Genomic DNA, 18,689 nt, shown 5'->3' on the forward strand with positions numbered 1-18,689 from the left:
CGCGAAAACCGATATGTCATCGAGGGCCTGATGCGCGGCCTGCGGGATGCCCGCTTCTCCTATGGCGTCTATTCCTTCGCCTCCGGCTGGGCAAGCATTACCCGTTCCTGGCGGCTGCCCGGCGTGCCCGTCTGGGCCACGGCCGGCCGTCTCGATTTCCCCTCCGAGGCCCTCGATCTCTGCCGCAAGCCCAGCTTCTCCGGTGGGCGTGTGTACCTGTCACAGTGGTACGACGACGTCCGGGACTACGACCTGACCTGCGACCCGTACGCGTTCACTCCCCTGCCCGTCCCTGCGTCCGCCTTGTCGCGGTCGACGGCGGACTTTAACGGGGACTGGAACACCGACATCCTGGCCCGGGTCACGGCCACCGCAGAGCTGCGGATGTACCCGGGGACCGGGCACGGCGGCAGGCTTCCCGGCCAGCGCATCGGTACCGGCTGGAACGGCTTCAACGCACTTGAGACCCCTGGCGACTTCAACGGCGACGGCCCGCTGGACGTGCTTGCCCGTGAGACGGCCACCGGCAACCTCTGGCTCTACCGCGGCAACGGCACCGGCGGATTCCTGGCCCGCGTTAAGGTGGGCATCGGCTGGAACATCTTCAGCGCCATCATTGGGCCGGGTGACTTCAACGGCGACCAGCGCGTCGACGTCCTGGCGCGTGAAACCGCCACTGGAGCCCTCTGGCTGTACCGCGGCAGCGGCACCGGAGGATTCCTGCCGCGCGTCAGGGTGGGCACCGGGTGGAACGTCTTCAATGCCCTCGTGGGCCCCGGCGACTTCAACGGCGACGGTGCCGTGGATGTGCTGGCACGGGAAACAGCCACCGGCCTGCTGTGGCTGTACCCCGGCAGCGGTACCGGCGGCTGGCTCCCCCGCATCAGGGTAGGCGTCGGATGGAACGTCATGACCGCCGTCGTCAGCCCCGGTGATTTCAACGGTGACCGCACCGCTGACGTGCTGGCGCGTGACGCCGCCGGCGTGCTGTGGCTCTACCCCGGCAGCGGCGCCGGCACCTTCCTTTCACGTGTGCGGGTGGGGGCAGGCTGGAACGGGCTCGCCCCGCTCTTCTGAGCACGTTGCGGCGGCATGGTCCGTTAGAGGCACCTGGGCTGGAAGGCGGGGTCGGCGGGACCGGCCGTCATCCCGAGAGCGTTGGCAACGAGCTGCCGGACCACGGGGTCGCTGGGAGTCTGGTCGTGTCCGATCAGATCGGCCGGGCACTTGTCCTGGATGGTGATGTTGGTGACCTGCCTCGCCGGACCTGAGAGGAACTGACTTTGGTAGGGAGTGACCACCTCGTCGTGCGTGGTTGAAATCACGGTGTAGGCAGGACCTGCCACCGTGTCTCCGATGGAGTTCAGTTTCTGCAGGAACGCCGATCCTGCCTGCTGGTCTGCGCACGCGGCGCAGGCGAAACCGGCGGAACCGGCCACCGGCGGCACGACGTCCGGCGGCGGGGCAATTACTCCCTGCGTTCCGTGGTTGGAGGGTGCGATTCCCACGAGCTGGTTGACCTTTTTGGCCCCGCCGAGGAATCCCATATAGTAGCGCGGCATCATTCCACCCTGGCTGTGTCCCACCAGGTTCACCTTCTTTGCCCCCGTCGCAGCCAGCACCGCATCAACGAACGGGGCGAGCTCCCGGGCGGAGTCGGCTACGGGTGCCGTGGCGTCCACTCCGTTGGTTTCGCCGTAGTTAAGGGCGAAGACGCAGTACCCCGCGTTCTTGAGGTACGGAGACATGGTGACCCAGTTCTTCGCCATGTTCTCGAAGGTCCCGGGAACCAGGATCACCGGATAGGGGTGGGCCGCCGACGGCTTGCAGGACCAGTCATTGGCTCCGGGAGGAGAGACATCGATGGCGTCGGCCTGGGCGGGCAGCGCACCGAGGCAGCCGGCAAGGAGCGCGACGGCGGCTATTGAGACAATTTTCTTGAGCAGCGACATGGAAACCTCTTCGTTTTGCGTGCCTGCGGGACGTGCGCCGGCCAGAATGGCCACGGTGAGGGTGTGACCTAGATCATGGGGCGGCCTTTCGAGCGTAGGCAGCCCGCATGCCTGCCCACATGCCCTTTGCACTTCTGTGCATGCATTCAGCCCGGCCGCCGCTGGTCCTGACCAAAGGCGATCGGCCACCCAAGCCGCTAAGTTACTGACGAGTACGCGTGTGGCGTGGGAGGACCTGCACGGGAGGACCTGGCGAGAGCAACCCGGCTACGTACACGAATGTTCAGGAGCCGCTTCCCCGGGACACTGCTGAAGCCAGTCTTTAGGGGCAGCGGATTGTGCTGCCTGCCGCCGGCGTTTCGCGTCCAGAGATGCCGAAGCTGGCTCCAGGCGTGCTGAGACCGTGGAGCCAGCCTTTTCGGCAAGTGCCCCTCGAGATGAAGGCTGTTCAAGCCTCCCCCCAACAAGGTTTGAAGAACACTTGCGAGACACAGGCTATGCGCATGCCGGGACGCAAGCAACGGTTCCGGCTAACTGGCCCGGCGTTTCCGCTGGAGAAGAGTGCCGCCGTCGTTCGCCCAGCCGATGACCACCTTGCAGGCAGGCATTCCTATACCCATCTCATTGAGGGGTCATGCACCCCGCTGATAGCAATGTTTTCCCAAGTCCTGCACCCCACAGTGGTTGCGCGGGGCAACGACAACGCACTGTCGGCCCCGCAAGGCATGAAGTCCCCGGTGATCACAACGCTCCGGGAACGGCCTGGGTATCGATGACCGGGGGCCGCGGGGCCTTTCCGGCCCCTAAACGAAGGAGGCGCAGACAGATGTCGCAGGAATCTACAAACACAGGCGGGGTATCCCGCCGTACGCTCTTGCGGCTGGGGGCAGCCGGAGGAGCCGGCGCCGCGCTCGTCGCGGCGCAGGGCTGGGCTGGCCCGCTGCTCGCCCAGAAAGGTCTGCTCTCGCCGGACGGTGCTTTCGCTGCCACGTCAACGGCGCTTGGCGACCTGATCTTCTATATCGAGGCCTTCCCGACCAGCCCGCTGATCATCGCCCCGTTTACCGACAAGCTGACTATTCCCAAGGCCCTGGCCCCTGTACCCAAGGTGGGCGACAGCTTTGTGAAGGGCTACAGCGAGTGGAACGAACCGCCAGGCCCGGGCCAGGGCCAGCAGAGTTCCTTTAAGAATGAGCAGCACCAGATCTGGCCGAACAAAGTGGGCTATCCGGACCCGCTCGTCTATAAGATCGACCTGCTGTTGCGGCAGCACGCGTTCACCACCTCGCAGGTGCTGCCGATCGACGCAAACGGCCGCCCGACAGTCTCGTTTGACGATAAGGGCAAGACGTACCCTGCGGGCACCAAGCGGACTTTGCCGCAAAGCACGATCTATGGCTTCAACGGGACCTTCCCCGGACCCATGATCAACGCCGAATACGGCAGGCCGGCGCTGGTCCGCTTCGAGAACCACTTGGACGAGAACCCGCTCAACCTGGATCGCCAGGACTTCGGTTCCCCGGACTGGTCCTTCCTGACCCACCTGCACAACGGCCACACGGCACCGGAGAGCGACGGCAACCCGCACTACTCCATGACCAGCGGGCCCAAGTACGAGGGCTACCTGCCGAAGACGTTCTGCGACAACCTGTACCTGAACTGGCCCGCCGGTGGAGATGACCGCGAGAAGCAGAGTTTCTTCTGGTTCCACGACCACCGCATGGACCACACAGGTTCAAATGTTTACAAGGGCATGGTGGGGCTGTACCCGATCTATGACCCGAAGAACGGCATGGACATGGGGGACGAGCGGAAGGGGCTGCGCCTACCGGGCGTCCGGAAGGACAACCCGGACGGATCATTCGACGTGGACTACGACGTCCCGCTCGCCTTCTACGACTGCCGGCTCGACGACGGCGTGACCACGCACAAGGACATCCACGATGTGCAGGGCGAGTTCCCAGCCGCGAAGAACCCGGCGAAGCACCCGGAGTGGTGGGGGAAGACCTTCTACAAGCACTTCCCAAGCCATGGGTTTGTGGGCGACATCTTCACCGTCAACGGCACGGCCAGCCCGGTGATGGAGGTGAAGCGGCGCAAGTACCGCTTCCGTTTCCTGGACGCCTCCATTGCCCGGATCTACGAGTTCAAGCTGATGAGCTCCACGAAGGGACCGAAGTCCGCCGTCTCGCTCGGATACAAGGGTGATGAGCTCGAGGGCCAGTACCGGATCCCCGACGCGCAGCAGTGCATGGAGTTCACCCAGATCGCCTCGGACGGCGGGCTCCTTCCGTTCCCGGTCAAGCGCAGTTCCTTCGAGCTGTGGCCCGCGAAGCGCCGCGAGGTGGTCATCGATTTCAGCCGCTACCAGGACGGCACGCCCACCACCAAAGGCGACGTCATCTACTTGACCAACGTCATGAAGATGCCCAACGGGCGGATGTGGTCCAACTCGTCCCGGTTCACGCCCGATCCGAACTACAAGGTCCCGGTGCTCAAGTTCGTGATCGGTGACGATGCGCCGGATGACAGCGTCATTCCGACCAAAATGCGTGACCTTCCGCCGCTGCCCAGCAACTGGCAGACCATGCTGGACAACCGGCTGATCTTCGAGGTGGAGCGCGGCGCCGCTGGCGGCGAGACGGAATGGCTCATCAACGGCAAAGAATTCGAACCCCACACGGTGGCCACCAGCAAGAAGAACAGGGCCGGCCGCTCACCCCTCGCCCAGCAAAAGAAGGGCAGCTTCAACCTTTGGGAGATCCGCAACGGCGGCGGCGGCTGGGTGCATCCCTTCCATCTGCACATGGAGGAGCACCGGACCGTCATGCGGAACAACAAGGACGTGACGAAGGGAAATCCCTCGCACCCGGACGACGTCTCGCGTGAAGACCTGGTGGCTCTCGATCCTGGCGAGTCGGTGATCATCTACCGGGGATTCCGGGACTTCGTGGGACCGTACGTGGCGCACTGCCACAACCTGGCGCACGAGGACCACGCCATGATGTTCGGCTGGGAGATCACACCGTAACCGTCCCGGCTCCGGCAGTAAGACAAACGGCCGGGGCTTGTCCACCAGATGAGCCCCGGCCCCAACAACCAATGTGCGACAACCGATATGCGAGGTAACCGGAGATGACCGAGAAAACGATGTCCGGCAGTTCCGTCGACGGGCACAGCATTGCCGCCCCCGCGCGGCAGGCCGTACCCTGGCTCACGGTTCTGCCGCTGGCTGCGGTCATGGCCTACGCTGACGGATTCTGGATGGTGTCGCTGCGCGGAGCAGTCGGGGCAATCGAACGCACGCAGGAGCCATTCGCCAGCTGGCTTCGCGAGTCCACAGCCACGCTTCCAGTTTTCGTGTTGGCCGTGCTGGCAGCCGTCACGCTGGCAATGCGCTGGTTCGGACCAGCGCTCTCCAGGCCCCGTAAGTTCATTGCCACGGGCCTCCTGATCGCCGCGGCAGGCACCCTCGCAGGGATGGCCCAGCTTGCCGTTAACTCTGCGTGGGACTATGCCCTGCAGCATCGGCTCATGGGCGCCATGCACCACGCGGCCACCGGCAGTTCGGTGTCCGATCTCGACCAGGCGTCACTGACGGTGCAGCTGGTCTCCATCGCCTATGGCAGCGGAATATTGCTGGTCACCAACGTCGTGCTCACCGGCTGGGTGGTGGCGATGCGCGGCGGCCGGATGGATATCAGCCGGGCCCAACGGCGGCCGGCGCGAACTGCGCCGATCGGCCTCAGCAGGCTGCTTGTGGCCGTGGCGCTTTTCGGCAGCGCGGCCATCCACGGGGCTGTCATACCCGGGCACCTTGACCACTGGGCTCCGGCCGGCGCCTTCTTCCTCGTCCTGGCCTTGGCCGAGCTTATCCTTGGCCTGCGCATGCTCGGCCGGCACCACCGCGGTGCACTCCCGGCCGTCGCAGCGGCCTCGGCAGTCCCACTGGCGCTGTGGCTGTGGTCCCGCACGGCCGGACTCCCCTTCGGACCCGAAGCCGGTGTCCCCGAACTTGTCGGCCTGGCCGATATCGCTGCCTGCATCCTTGAGCTCGCCACCCTGGTGGTCGCCATCGTCCTGCTCCGCGGCGGTAATGCACTGCCCGGCAGAAAGGGCGCCACCGCAGCACGTCCCCCGGCATCAGCACACCTCCGCTCCATCACGGCGCTTGCTGCAATCGCCGTCGGCGTACTCGGGATGGCAGGCACCGTGCCGGGGTGGTTCGGCGAAGCAGGAAGCGCGTCTGACATCTCGCATAGCGCCCATCCGTGACGTGAGCCGGCCCCAACCGGGCGCCCCGCCCCGCCGAAGCATTTAGTCCCGCTCCGCTAGGTCCTTCGTGAACGCCAGGGGCCCGATGGTTTCCGGATCGGCGGCCAGGTCGAAGTGTGGCGTGTAGCCGGTGTTCAGGTACAGGTGTTTGGCCTCGGGCTGGCGCGGCCCGGTGGTGAGGTAGACCCTGCCGTACCCGCGCGCGCCGGCCAGCCGTTCCAGCTCGGCCAGGACCCGGCGGGCCAGCCCGCGCCGCCGGTGCGCCGAGTGGGTCCAGATCCGCTTGAACTCGGCAGTCCGGGCGTCGTAGCGGCGGAAAGCTCCGCCGGCCACGGACTCGCCGTTCTCCCGGATGATCAGCAACGCCCCGTCCGGAGCCTGGAACTCTGCGGCCGGGTATCTGTTCAGTTCCTCGGCGGCCGAGCCCCGGCCGAACAGGTCCCCGTAGCGGGAGTCGTACTCGACGGCGAGCTCGTCCAGCAGCGGCCGGACGCGCGCGTCGTCCATGGGCAGTTCCAAGACAGCGAGTCCCCCCGCGTCCGCTGACGCGGACGGCGGTGGGGACTGGGGCGGGGCAGTTTCCATGGTCAGGCCTTTCCGACGGCGGCAATAGCGGGACGTGAAGGAGCGGTACGTGAGGTCGCGGGACGTGGCGGACGAAGCCCGGCGATTACGGTGAGGATTCTCCTGGCCAGGGCATCATTTTCGCGGAAGGGCGCGGCGTTTGTCCCCGGGCGGGCGAACGCACCCGCGCCCCAGCCGGAGGTCCCCGGCCCCACGCCGAACATCCTGCCCTGGGCATCCCCTTCGCGGCCCACGAGCTCGTGCGCGGCGGAGACGAGGAGCCGCCCCGTTGAATGCGCGCCGTCGGACGTCAGCAGGTGCTGCTCGGTGCCGACACCCGCGGCGTGCAGTGACCGGAGCAGCGGATTGGCGGACCGTGCCACGGATGGAGCCGGGAGTCTGGCCTCGATGAAGGCCCTGGCCCGTACCGTCACGTCCGACTGCGACGACGTTGCCACGAAATAGCCTGTCGCCTCATCCGCGGCCACGTCCAGGCCCGGCCCCAGGAACTGCAGCAGCCCGGCCCGGTGAAGCGCCAGCATCTCGCGCAGCCGCCGCGGCGGAGGCCCGGAATCCACGAAGCTGAAGAAGCCGTGCCACCAGTCCTGGACCTCCTGCTGGGAGCGTGCGTTCAGCCGTTCGGGCGGGACGATCCGTCCCAGTTCCATGTAGACCTTGAGGAGCGCTATGAACAGCGCCAAGGTTTCCGGATGGTCGAGGCCGGTCCGCAGCTCGAGGTCGTGGCCGATGTAGCCGGCCACCGCATTCTGGACCTCCCGGTGGCCGGCGAACTGCCGCCCGCCGAAAGGCCGGTCCAGCCGCTCAAGGTCCAGGTGCAGGGCCGCATCGGGGACGGCCGCCGCCACGAGGTCCCGGCGGCCGCTGCTGTACCAGTCGAGGTCGGAAAACCGGGCCGAGAACTCGGTCCAGCCCATGCTGACCCGTTCCGGGCTGCCGGTAAACAGCTCACGGTAGTAGCCATGGCCGGCGTCCTTGGCGATGAGCGGCCACAGCTGGGTACGGAAATCCAGCTCGCCGTGGCGCGCCAGCAGCGCCTGGACGGCTCCGGCCGTGAAAAACCGCGGATCTCCGGCCGGCTCGCCGCGCAGGGCTGAGCTGATCTTGGAATGGTAGGGCACGCCGCGCCGCGATCCCGCCCACAGCCGGGGCTCGGCCCCGGACGGAACGTAACGGAGGCCGCCGTCGGACATCTCTTCAAACCGGCCTCCGCGGCCTTCCATCAGCAGCACCAGCAGGTCAACGAACGCGAGTCCCATGCCGGAGACGATGACGTCCTGTCCCGCGGTAATCGGTGAGTAGTCGACGTCGGTGGTATAGCTGGGTGCCGCATGGAACCCGCCGTGCCGGGCGGCGAAACCTGTCCAGCCGGCCGACCGGGCATCCGGCTGGGAGTCCGTATGGCCCAGCGCCGCGATGACGACGTCGGCGTGCAGCGTGCCGCCGCCGGCCAGCCGCACGCCGTACCGCGCGCCGTCGGGTTCCACACCCACTGCTGTGTCCCGGTGGACCGTGACACTGACATCGCCGCCGAGCGCTCGGACAGCCCGGCGGAAGAACCACTCGAGGTATTTGCTCTGCAGCTGGCGGGTGGGAAACGTGGTCCCCGACAGCGAGCGCAGCTGCCCCAGCAGGGCAGGTGGCAACGCGGGAACGTCAGTGATGGAGCCACCGAGCACTCCTGCCGCCCATTCGGCCAGGCCCGGGCCGTCAGCCGGCGGCCCATCGCACTGCACCGAGGAGTCGGTGAACATGGTGACGTCCGCGGCGGCCGAGTTCAGCATGAGTCCGGGGTGCTGGCCGAAGCGCCAGATCCTGCCGGACCCGGGCTCGTAGGGTTCCACGACGTGGATGTCTAGAGGGACGTCCGCCAGCTCGGGCCGGTTCGCGGCGAGCCGCTCCAGGATACCTGCGGTGCGCGGACCGCCGCCGAGGAAGACGACGGAAGGGTTCTGCGCTGGCATCGGCACTCCTGATCGGGACGGCTTGGGAGCCTCAGGCTAGGGTGCAAAACCGGCCCGGGTCGAGGGGCGGGTAACGGCTGTTCACCCCGCGTAACGGCGCGTAAATCAGCGCAAGAATTCGTCTCATGACGCCCCGCTAAGCCGGATGAACGAATGCAACCAGGCGCTTTGCCGGAGGTTCCCGGCGGACCTAGATTGGCAGCCAACCGACCCCCGAAAACACCAACTGGAAGAAGCGAGGTGGCGCATGAGTTCAGCAGCAACCAAGGTGTCGCAGTCCGCACCGGAGCCGGCGTCCGCCGCACCCGGAACCGCGGAGGCCGCCGCCGGCACGGCCGGAAGGGTTCCCGGACCAACGAAACCCGGCCCACGGAAACCCGCCACCGACTACGCCGACTACTCCCTCGTCTCGGCGCCCCGGCCGTGGCGCTGGGTGGGGACGGCCGTCGTCGCACTGGGCCTTGCGGCGGTGGCCTGGTCCCTGGCGACTAACCCGCGCTGGGAGTGGGACGTGGTGGGGCAGTGGTTCACCGCCCAGTCCGTGGTGAAGGGCCTCCTGGAGACGCTCAAGCTCACCGCAATCTCCGGCGTGCTCGGGTTTGTCCTGGGCTTCATCCTGGCCCTCATGCGGCTCTCCGCCTCCCCGCTGCTGTTGTCCGTGTCCTGGACGTTCTCGTGGATCTTCCGGTCCACCCCGCTCCTGGTCCAGATGCTGCTTTGGTACAACCTGGGGTATCTCTACGAGAAGATCAGCCTGGGCATCCCGTTCACGGACATCCGCTTCTTCGAGGTCCAGACCACCACACTGATCAGCCAGTTTGCGGCAGCAGTGCTCGGTCTGACCCTGAACCAGGCAGCCTACTCAGCGGAAATCATCCGCGGCGGCATCCTGTCCGTGGATCAGGGGCAGCTCGAAGCGGCAGCCGCGCTGGGCATTCCGGCCTGGCGCCGGTCCACCCGGATCGTGCTGCCGCAGGCGATGCGCGCCATCCTTCCCACTGCCTTCAACGAGATCATCGGCCTGGTCAAGGGCACCTCCATCGTGTACGTCCTGGCCTATTCGGAGCTGTTCTACACGGTCCAGGTGATCTACAACCGCACGCAGCAGGTCCTGCCGCTGCTCTTGGTGGCCACCCTCTGGTACGTGGTGATCACCTCGGTGCTCAGTGTTTTCCAGTACTACATCGAGCGGCACTACTCCAAGGGCGCGGTGCGCACCCTGCCGCTCACCCCGCTGCAGAAGGCACGGAAATTCTTCGCCACCCATGCCCCCGTAAGGAGCCTCCGATGAGCACCGCCACCGCTGCACCCGAAACCACCCGCGGGCTCGTGGAGATCACGAAAGTCCGCAAGGCCTTCGGTGCCACCGAAGTGCTGAAGGGAATCTCCCTGACCGTTGAGCCCGGCGGCGTGGCGGTGATCGTGGGACCCTCCGGCTCGGGCAAATCCACCCTGCTGCGGACCATCAACCACCTGGAAAAGGTGGACGGCGGGTTCATTGCGATCGACGGCGAACTGGTGGGCTACCGGGTCCGCGGGAACAGGCTCCACGAACTCCGCGAAAAGGACATCCTGAAGCAGCGCACCGAAATCGGCATGGTGTTCCAGAACTTCAACCTGTTCCCGCACCTGACCGCCCTGGAAAACGTGGCCGAGGCCCCAGTGGTGGCCCAGGGCCGGTCCAAGGCGGAAGCCCGCGAGCGCGGCCTCGAACTGCTGGACCGGGTGGGGCTCAAGGACCGTGCCGGGGCCTATCCGCGGCAGCTCTCCGGCGGCCAGCAGCAGCGGGTGGCCATTGCCCGGGCGCTCGCGCTGGATCCCAAGATCCTGCTCTTCGACGAGCCCACGTCCGCCCTCGACCCGGAACTGGTCAACGAGGTCCTCGACGTGATCCGCGAACTCGCCAAGTCCGGGACCACCCTGATCATCGTCACGCACGAGATGGGCTTCGCCCGCGACGTCGCCGACACCGTGGTGTTCATGGACCAAGGCCAGATCGTGGAACAGGGCGCCCCCAAGGACATCTTCACCAACCCGCAGGAAGAACGGACCCGGAGCTTCTTCTCCAAGGTCATCGAACCCGCTTTCAACATCTAAGGAACTCCCATGGGACTCTTTCCCCGCCAGTCCGCAGCCAAGCAACGCGCCGGAGCCCGAACCCGCGCTCTTCCGGTGCGTCCCGCCGTCGTGCTTCTCAGTGCCGCGGCGCTCATCGGCGCCGCTGCGGTGTCCGGCTGCTCCGATCCGGGGGCGGCAGCCGCCGGTGCCGGCGCTTCGGGCCAGAACCCGGCGACGACGGCGGCACGCAACGGGGTGGTCTACAACACCTCTCCGGACCAGCAGCGGATCAGGGCGAAAAAGATCGACGAGCTGGCCGCGAAGGTTCCCGCGCTGATCGGCAAGGACGGCAAGCTGACCGTGGCCACCACGGCCGGCTCCATTCCGCTGTCCTTCCACGCCACGGACGACAAAACGCCGATCGGCTCGGAGCTGGATATCGCGCAGCTGGTGGCGGACAAGCTGGGCCTGGACCTCGACATCCAGGTGACGTCCTGGGAAAACTGGCCGCTCAAGACCCAGTCCGGCGACTTCGAGGCGGTGTTCTCCAACGTGGGCATCAACAAGGACCGGGTGAAGCTGTTCGACTTCGCCAGCTACCGGGCCGCGTACATGGGGTTCGAGGCCAAGAAGACCTCCTCCTACGACATCAAGGGCGCGGACGACATCTCCGGCCTGAAGGTTTCCGTGGGCTCCGGCACGAACCAGGAAAAGATCCTGCTGGCCTGGAACAAGGAGCTCGAAGACAAAGGCAAGGCGCCGGCCACCCTGCAGTACTACTCCTCGGACGCTGACACCATCCTCGCGTTGTCCTCCGGCCGGACCGACCTGAACATCGCGCCGTACCCGTCCACGGTGTACCGGGAAAACACCCGTGACGACCTGAAGATCGTGGGCAAGGTCAACGCCGGCTGGCCCTCCGAGACCCTCGTGGCGGCCACCACGCTGAAAGGCAACGGCCTGGCCCCGGCCATCACGGCGGCGCTGAACTCGGCCATCAAGGACGGTTCCTACGCCAAGGTGCTGGACCGCTGGGGCCTGTCCGAGGAGGCCCTGCCGGAGTCCAAGACCGTCACCGAGGCAACGTTCAAGGCCGCGGCATGAAGTTCCAGGTCCTCGACATCATCCCCCACCTGAAAAACCCGCTCACCGGAGGGATCGTCTCGACGGCGGACCGGCTGAACCAGGTGGTGCAGACGGCCCGGCGCGCTGAGGAACTCGGGTATGACAGCTTCTCGGTGGGCGAACGGCACGCCGGAGAGTTCATCTCGTCTTCCCCCACCACGGTGCTGGCTGCCATCGCCGCCGTCACCCGCAGGATTAGGCTGCAGAGCGGGGTGACGGTCCTGTCCGTGCTCGACCCCGTGCGTGTGGCCGAGGACTACGACACGATCGACCAGCTGAGCCGGGGACGGCTTGAGCTGGTGATCGGCAAAGGCAACGAGGTGCTGCAGTACCCGTTGTTCGGCCTGGATCTGGCCGACCAGTGGGACCTGCTGGCCGAGAAGTACTCGCTGCTGCGTCGGCTCTGGCGCGAGGAGGGCGTCACGTGGTCCGGCCGCTTCCGCGCCCCGTTGGCCGAAACCACCACCACGCCGCGCCCGTTTGCCGGCGCGCCCCGGGTGTGGCACGGCTCCGCCACCACGCTGACCTCGGCCGGGCTGGCGGCCCAATGGGGGGATCCGCTGTTCACCGCGAACGCCATCCAGCCGCGTGAGAACTACAAGGTGCTCATCGACCACTACCGCGAGGAATACGAGTTCCACGGCCACGACCCCCGGCACCAGTACCTCGGCTCCGGCAGCGGCGCGGGCGGCGTCTTCCTTGCGGACACCACGCAGGAAGCCAAGCGCCAGTTCGGCCCGGTGTATGAGGCGCTGACCGCCAACCGCAACGTCCCGGGCAACAACTCGCCGTTCCGGGACATTGACCACGCTGTGGCGGAGGGCCCTGCCCTCGTGGGCAGCCCGGAGCAGGTGATCGACAAGATCCTCAGCTACCACGGGCTTTACGGTCACGACCTGCAGTCCATCTCCCTGCCAACCACCCTTCCGTTCGGGCAGCAGCTGGAGATCCTCGAGCGGTTTGCGCTCGAGGTCATTCCTGCCGTCCGGGCCGCAGCTCCCACGAGTTTGTGGGAACCAGCCGATCCGTTCGGTGGCCGTCCCAAGTCCGCGGGAGCCACCGAGCCGGACGCAGCCTCAGCAGTCAGCGCCGACCACGACGACCACAGGAGCGACCATGCCCACGTCTACGCACACTGAAACGAACGGCTGGTCGAGCTTGTCGAGACCGGATCTCGACATGGAGGACGACGGCGGCAGCGTCACCGTCGTGTTCGGTCCGATCGCGGAACGGGACGGACTCAACCTCACGGCGGGGGACGCCGTCGTCGAACTGGCCAAGCGCGGCGGTGAGTACATCGTCCGGCCCCGGCACCCGGAGAACCCGCTGCTCAACCAGTACCGCGGCTTCAACCGCGCCGTGAACCTGCCCTGCGCCTACACAGACCTCGCCACCTGCCCGCTGCCGCCAGCCGAAAACCGGCTGCCCGTGGCCATCGAGGCCGGAGAGCAGACCCCCTACGAAAGGCAGGAACAGCAGTGAGCACTCCCCCGATTCCGGCCCGGCCGGGTTTTCTTGCCCTGGAGCTCGACGGCGACGGCGCCCACCCCGCCGCCTGGCGCAAGGCGCGGCACACTCCAGCTGAACTGCTGGACGGAACCCGGATCCGGGCCACGGTGCTGGCCGCTGAATCCGCCGGCTTCCATGTGGCGACCTTCGCGGATGGCGCTGTGCCCGGCGGCACCGGAATCACCGGCCAGCTGAACGCCCTCCAGCGCGCGGCCTTTGCCGGACCGGTGACAAGCTCCATCATTGTGGTGCCGGAGGTGGACACCGTCTACACCGAGCCTTTCCACGTCTCCACGCAGCTGGCAAGCCTCGATTACGTGTCGGGCGGGCGTGCCGGCTGGCTGGTTGCCGCGTCGGACAGCGCGGCAGACGCCGCCGCCGTCGGGCGCCAGACCGTCAGCGGCGCCGGACTGGGGCGGGAGGCCGCGGACTCCATCGAGGTCAGCCGCCGGCTCTGGGACTCCTGGGAGGACGACGCGGTGATCCGCGACGTCGCCACGGGACGGTACCTGGACGTCGACAAGCTGCACTATGTCGATTTCGAAGGCGGGGGCGGCTTTGAAAGCGGGGCCGACGCCGTGGGTGCAACGTACTCCGTCAAGGGTCCCTCGATCATTCCCCGGCCGCTCCAGGGGCAACTGCCAGTGGTGGTGCCGGCAGGCCTGCTGGCTTCGGGCCGGCCGTCCGCCGGGGCAACGGATGCCCTGCTTGTTTCGGCGCCCACGCCTGACCTGCTGGCTGCCGAGGTGGCCGAAGCCCGCAGCGCTTTGGCCGCCACAGCGGGTGGCGCCCCTGCCGTGATTGCCGAGCTCGACGTCGTCCTCGATGCCCGCGGCCAGGCCGCGGAAGGGCGGCTCGCGGAGCTAAACGCGCACACCCCATGGGAGAGCACCCGGGCCCGGTTCGTCGGCACCGCGCCGGAGCTGATCGAGCTGCTGACCACGCTTTTGGAAACGGCCGACGGCGTGCGCCTGCACCCGGCGGTCCTTGACGTGGACCTCGAGGAACTGGCACAGCTGGTCCTTCCCTCGCTGCGGCGCCGCGGCGTGCTGGCGCCGGTGCAGCCGGACACCACGTTCCGCCAGTTGCTCGGTCTGCAACGCCCTGCCAGCCGCTACGCCACCGCGCGCCATGGCGCAGATTCCGTCCTCGCAGGCCCGGCCGCAAGCTCCACCGCACACCAGGGAGAGAACAATGACTGACACATCCATCGGCAGCGGCTTTGTGCCGTCCGGCCAGCTGCAGCTCGGCATCTTCTTCCAGGGCGTGAACTCCGGGACCATCTGGAAGTCGCCGCAATCAGGATCGCAGACGGACTTCGAATCGTTCCGCCGCATTGCCCAGACCGCCGAGCGCGGCCTGTTCGCCGCCTTTTTCCTGGGCGAGGGGCTGCGGCTGCGCGAGCACCTCGGCCGCCCGCACGCACTGGACGTGGCAGGCCGGCCCGACGCCCAGACCATGCTCGCGGCCCTCGCCTCGGTGACCTCGCACATCGGACTCGTAGCCACCCAGAACACCACGTACAACGATCCCGCGGACCTCGCCCACCGGCTGTCCACCCTGGACCTGATCTCCGGCGGACGCGCGGCCTGGAACGTCGTCACCACGGACAACGCCTGGACCGGGGCCAACTTCCGCCGCGGCGGCTACCTGGACCACGCGGACCGCTACGTCCACGCCGAGGCGTTCGTGGAAACGGCCAAGAGGATCTGGGACTCCTGGGAGGAGGGTGCCGTGGCCGCCTCCCCCGCCGCTGAATCCTGGTCTTCTCCCGGTTCTGCCCGGCCCGTGCACCATGAAGGCCAGCACTACTCTGTGGACTACCGGCCCAAGCTGCCGCGGAGCGCCCAGTACAGGCCGGTGCTGTTCCAGGCAGGCGATTCGCCGGACGGGCGCGACTTCGCGGCGCGGCAGGCAGACGTCATCTTCTCTGCCCACCCCAAGTTTGACGACGCCCTCAACTTCCGCCGCGACATCGTGGAACGCACACTCAAGGCGGGCCGCGGCGCCAACGACGTCAAGATCATGCCGGCCAGCGAATTCATCCTCGCACCCACGCCGCAGGAGGCCCGGGAGAAGAAGGAATGGGTGCGTAACCTGCAGATCGGCCCGCAACAGGCCATCGCCTACCTTGAACAGTTCTGGGGGCGGGAACTTCAGGAGTTTGATCCGGACGGCCCCCTGCCGGAGATCGATCCGGTGGTGGAGGAGACGTCCGAGACCCGCGGCAGCGGCTTCCACGGCGCCAAGGCACGGCATCTGGCGGACCAGTGGCGGGCGGAGGCGAAGGAAAAGGGACTCACCATCAGGCAATTCGTCTCCGCGAAAACCAGCCGGGTTGACGCCACCTTCACCGGCTCCTACACGGAGGTGGCTGACCGGCTGGTCGACTACGCACGCACGGGCGCCGTGGACGGGTTCAACATCTCACCGTGGCTGATCCCCACGGGCCTGGACGACATCGTCAACCACCTCGTCCCTGCGCTGCAGGAACGGGGCGTCTACCCCACCGAGTACGCCGGAAGCACCCTGCGGGAGAACCTGGGGCTGGCATCCCCGGTCCGCCAGGACGCCGGCGTCGCGCAGGAGGTGTAAGAACGTGCGCAGCACCGGGCCGGACGCCACCGGGAACGACGTGCAGGCCGGAGGCCGGGCCGCGGGCTGGACGACGGCAGGCGGCAAACAAACCGACACCTCAGCCGGCACCATCCGGCTCCAGCTGACGGTCTGGGAGCAGATGCTCTGATGCTCAACGGTTGCTCCGCTACTGTCGCTTTTGCCCAACAAAAAGGCGGTGACGGAGCAGCCGATGGGCACCCCGTCGACTGCTCCGTAACTGCCGTTTTGGCGCGGGATAAGGGCAGTTACGGAGCAACCGATGAAAGGTGAGGCTACTTCTTGGGCAAGCCGGCCGGGTTCAGTTCTGACTTCTGCACGGCTTCGGCGGAGAGGCCCCAACGGTCCAGGATCTTGGCGTAGCTGCCGTCCTGGATCAGGTGGTTCAGTCCGGCCTGGGCGGCGGCCGCGAAGCCGTTGCCCTTCTTGGTGGTGGCGGCAATGCTGGCCTTCAGCGGCCAGCCGCCGTCCACCAGGCCCACCAGCTTCGTCTTGGCATCGCTGGCCGCCTTGTACGCTGCGGTGGCATTCGGCCCGAACGTCAGGTCCGCCCGGCCGGACTGCAGGGCCAGGTTCGAGGCGGAGTCGTCGTCGTAGTACTGGAATTCGACCGGCTTGAGCCCCTTCGCCTTGTTCTCCTCGTCCCAGCGCAGCAGGATGGACTCCTGGTTGGTGCCCGAGCCCACGATGACGCGCTTCCCGGCCACGTCCGCGGCGGATTCAACTTTGGTCACGCCGCTGTCGCTCTTGGCGTAGAACCCCAGCTTGTCGTCCCGGTAGCTCGCGAAGTCGTATTTGAGCTTTCGTTCCTCGGTGACGGTTACGTTGGACAGCACGGCCTCGTACTTGCCCGACTCAACGCCGAGCGGCCAGTCCGCCCAGGCCGTGGGAACAATGTCCGCTTCCAGCCCCAGGGTCTGTGCCAGCGCGACGGCGATGTCCACCTCGTTGCCCACCGGCGTCTTGTTGTCGGTGGCGTACACCGCCAGGGGCGGTGCGAACGGGCTGACCGCCACCGTCAGCTTTCCGTCTTTCTTGATGGCCTCCGGAACAAGGGCGGCGGCCGCCGGGTCAACGGTGACGGGGACGCGGTCCTGCTGCGGGGAAAGGTTGAAGGTCTTGGCGGCTGACGACGAAGCCGCCGTGGCCGTTCCGGCATTCCCGGCCGCCGCGGCACCGGGGTCGGAGCAGGCGGAAAGTCCCAGCAGAGTGGTGGCTGCCAAGGCGACGCCAACGCCGGGCTTGAGAATGAAACGGGCCATGATTTTCCCCTTGGAAGTGTCGGATGCAATGGTTGTCGCAGCAACTATCCGGCAGCGAAATAGCCGGGTCAAAAGGTTCTGAAACCAAGGGAGACACGGAGTAACGGCGGTTAATCCTGCGTCTGCAGGCGTCATATCCCCTGTCCGGCCGGCAGCAACCGCGTCTAGTCTCGAACTATGAACAATCACTTCACGGACGAACGGGACAGTTACGGCCGGCTCCTGGTGGACAGGGAAGTGTGGCGGCAGGCAACCACGCTGGCCGCCGCCGGGGAGCTGACCGCACGATGGCTGGAAGGCAAGAGCGAATACCAGGCGGGAACGCTTGCCCCGGACTTTGATGACGAAACGCGGCCCATCGCCGGGCAACTGGCCAAGATCAACCGCAGCGGGCTCTTCACGAAGGAGTCCCAGCCGGGACTTGCCGCGGACGCCAGCCATGCGCAGCGGGAGTACGTCACGGGTTTCTGCTCCACGGAGTCGGCACGGCGCCTCCTGCAGCTTTCCACGCAAACGGAATTTGTTGCCATCGCCCATGCCCCGGGCGAGATGAGCCGCGCGTCCATTCCCGTGACGCTCGACGGCGAGGACGTAGCCACCGTCCTGGGGACCAGCGAGAGCCCCATCGAGGCGGAGCAGATCCGGGACTGGGCGGAGGAGAGCAACGAAACGCTCGCCCTCGTCCTGGCGGATTCCTGGTACGTCGAACTGCTCGATCCGGTATGGGGACGGAACCAGCGCCTCCTGCCTGCGGTCCTGGAGACGCTGAGGTCTGCGCCGGAGGATTTTTAACGGTTTACGACCTCCCGTGAACGTCCGCGACCTCCGGTGAATCCCTGCTACGGCGGCCATTGTGGGCGGGTTGAGGCTCTACGTAATCTCAGTCCAACACCCCCCAACAAACCCCCGAAGGAACACCATGTCGACGTCAAAGGACAATCCGGGGTCCACCCGGATCGCCGCGGGAGAGACCCGCCCCAATCGCCCCCGCCGGCTCAAAATAGGCATCGCCGTTGGCCTGCTGGCCGTCCTCGGCGCAGGCGCCGCAGTGGCCGCCAGCTCGATCCGCAACACTGACACCGCAGCCGCAAACACCGCTGTCACCACCAGTCCCGCTACGGAACTGAAGCTGGGTTACTTCGGCAATGTCACGCACGCCGCGGCCCTGGTGGGCGTCAATCAGGGCTTTATCAAGGACAACCTGGGCAGCACCAAACTGTCCACGCAGGTGTTCAACGCCGGCCCGGCGGCCATCGAGGCGCTCAACGCCGGGGCCATCGACGCGACCTACATCGGCCCGAACCCGGCCATCAACTCGTTCGTCAAGAGCAAGGGCGAATCCATCA

General features: G+C 66.9%; 17 protein-coding genes. 13 read left to right on the forward strand and 4 right to left on the reverse strand.

Annotated features, from left to right (window positions below):
- Positions 1 to 1,077: VCBS repeat-containing protein (locus LQ144_RS21225; RefSeq protein WP_230121228.1), on the forward strand; the 1,077-nt coding region annotated here is incomplete at its 5' end.
- A gap of 23 nt (positions 1,078 to 1,100) precedes the next feature.
- Here LQ144_RS21225 and LQ144_RS21230 read toward each other — a convergent pair.
- Positions 1,101 to 1,952 carry an alpha/beta fold hydrolase gene (locus LQ144_RS21230; RefSeq protein ID WP_230121243.1) on the reverse strand — a complete coding sequence of 284 codons (852 nt, stop codon included), beginning with the start codon at positions 1,950 to 1,952 and terminating at the stop codon, positions 1,101 to 1,103.
- 826 nt (positions 1,953 to 2,778) lie between these two features.
- Between LQ144_RS21230 and LQ144_RS21235 the strand changes: the two genes are divergently transcribed.
- The gene (locus LQ144_RS21235; protein WP_230121229.1) at positions 2,779 to 4,983 is read left to right on the forward strand and encodes a multicopper oxidase domain-containing protein; all 2,205 of its coding nucleotides are present in this window, start codon (positions 2,779 to 2,781) and stop codon (positions 4,981 to 4,983) included.
- Between the two features lie 104 nt (positions 4,984 to 5,087).
- Complete coding sequence (locus LQ144_RS21240; RefSeq protein WP_230121230.1) at positions 5,088 to 6,227, forward strand: hypothetical protein; 1,140 nt, start codon at positions 5,088 to 5,090, stop codon at positions 6,225 to 6,227.
- Positions 6,228 to 6,269: 42 nt separating this feature from the next.
- Here the strand turns inward: LQ144_RS21240 and LQ144_RS21245 are convergent, their stop codons facing one another.
- Complete coding sequence (locus LQ144_RS21245; RefSeq protein WP_230121244.1) at positions 6,270 to 6,734, reverse strand: GNAT family N-acetyltransferase; 465 nt, start codon at positions 6,732 to 6,734, stop codon at positions 6,270 to 6,272.
- 80 nt (positions 6,735 to 6,814) lie between these two features.
- Positions 6,815 to 8,773, reverse strand: coding sequence for an FAD/NAD(P)-binding protein (locus tag LQ144_RS21250; RefSeq protein ID WP_230121231.1), 1,959 nt, complete (start codon positions 8,771 to 8,773; stop codon positions 6,815 to 6,817).
- A 247-nt stretch (positions 8,774 to 9,020) separates the two neighbouring features.
- On the opposite strand from LQ144_RS21250, the gene LQ144_RS21255 reads away from it, so the two are divergent.
- Genes LQ144_RS21255 through LQ144_RS21290 form a run of 8 tightly spaced genes read left to right on the forward strand, consistent with a single transcriptional unit; the run spans position 9,021 to position 16,211 of the window.
- The gene (locus LQ144_RS21255) at positions 9,021 to 10,064 is read left to right on the forward strand and encodes an amino acid ABC transporter permease (RefSeq protein ID WP_230121232.1); all 1,044 of its coding nucleotides are present in this window, start codon (positions 9,021 to 9,023) and stop codon (positions 10,062 to 10,064) included.
- Positions 10,061 to 10,870, forward strand: a complete 810-nt coding sequence (locus LQ144_RS21260) for an amino acid ABC transporter ATP-binding protein (RefSeq protein ID WP_230121233.1) — start codon at positions 10,061 to 10,063, stop codon at positions 10,868 to 10,870. The genes LQ144_RS21255 and LQ144_RS21260 overlap by 4 nt, the downstream gene beginning before the upstream one ends.
- A 9-nt stretch (positions 10,871 to 10,879) precedes the next feature.
- On the forward strand, positions 10,880 to 11,935 hold the full coding sequence (locus tag LQ144_RS21265) for an ABC transporter substrate-binding protein (protein ID WP_230121234.1): 1,056 nt from the start codon (positions 10,880 to 10,882) through the stop codon (positions 11,933 to 11,935).
- Entirely contained in the window at positions 11,932 to 13,095 is a 1,164-nt protein-coding gene (locus LQ144_RS21270; RefSeq protein ID WP_230121235.1) for an LLM class flavin-dependent oxidoreductase, read from the forward strand. The genes LQ144_RS21265 and LQ144_RS21270 overlap by 4 nt, the downstream gene beginning before the upstream one ends.
- Positions 13,073 to 13,438, forward strand: a complete 366-nt coding sequence (locus tag LQ144_RS21275; RefSeq protein ID WP_230121236.1) for a DUF1684 domain-containing protein — start codon at positions 13,073 to 13,075, stop codon at positions 13,436 to 13,438. The genes LQ144_RS21270 and LQ144_RS21275 overlap by 23 nt, the downstream gene beginning before the upstream one ends.
- Positions 13,435 to 14,667: an LLM class flavin-dependent oxidoreductase gene (locus LQ144_RS21280; RefSeq protein ID WP_230121237.1), complete on the forward strand. Its 1,233-nt coding sequence runs from the start codon at positions 13,435 to 13,437 to the stop codon at positions 14,665 to 14,667. Before LQ144_RS21275 ends, LQ144_RS21280 begins: the two co-directional genes overlap by 4 nt.
- Positions 14,660 to 16,060, forward strand: coding sequence for an NtaA/DmoA family FMN-dependent monooxygenase (locus LQ144_RS21285; RefSeq protein WP_230121238.1), 1,401 nt, complete (start codon positions 14,660 to 14,662; stop codon positions 16,058 to 16,060). Before LQ144_RS21280 ends, LQ144_RS21285 begins: the two co-directional genes overlap by 8 nt.
- A gap of 4 nt (positions 16,061 to 16,064) precedes the next feature.
- Entirely contained in the window at positions 16,065 to 16,211 is a 147-nt protein-coding gene (locus tag LQ144_RS21290) for a hypothetical protein (protein WP_230121239.1), read from the forward strand.
- A gap of 145 nt (positions 16,212 to 16,356) precedes the next feature.
- On the opposite strand, the gene LQ144_RS21295 is transcribed toward LQ144_RS21290, so the two are convergent.
- Positions 16,357 to 17,343, reverse strand: coding sequence for an ABC transporter substrate-binding protein (locus LQ144_RS21295; protein ID WP_230121240.1), 987 nt, complete (start codon positions 17,341 to 17,343; stop codon positions 16,357 to 16,359).
- A gap of 177 nt (positions 17,344 to 17,520) precedes the next feature.
- Between LQ144_RS21295 and LQ144_RS21300 the strand changes: the two genes are divergently transcribed.
- Complete coding sequence (locus LQ144_RS21300) at positions 17,521 to 18,135, forward strand: hypothetical protein (protein WP_230121241.1); 615 nt, start codon at positions 17,521 to 17,523, stop codon at positions 18,133 to 18,135.
- Positions 18,136 to 18,262: 127 nt separating this feature from the next.
- The coding region (locus LQ144_RS21305) for an ABC transporter substrate-binding protein (protein ID WP_230121242.1) at positions 18,263 to 18,689 on the forward strand (427 nt) is incomplete at its 3' end.

It is taken from the genome of Arthrobacter sp. Bi83, assembly GCF_918698095.1.
In the GTDB taxonomy this organism is placed as follows: Bacteria; Actinomycetota; Actinomycetes; order Actinomycetales; family Micrococcaceae; genus Arthrobacter.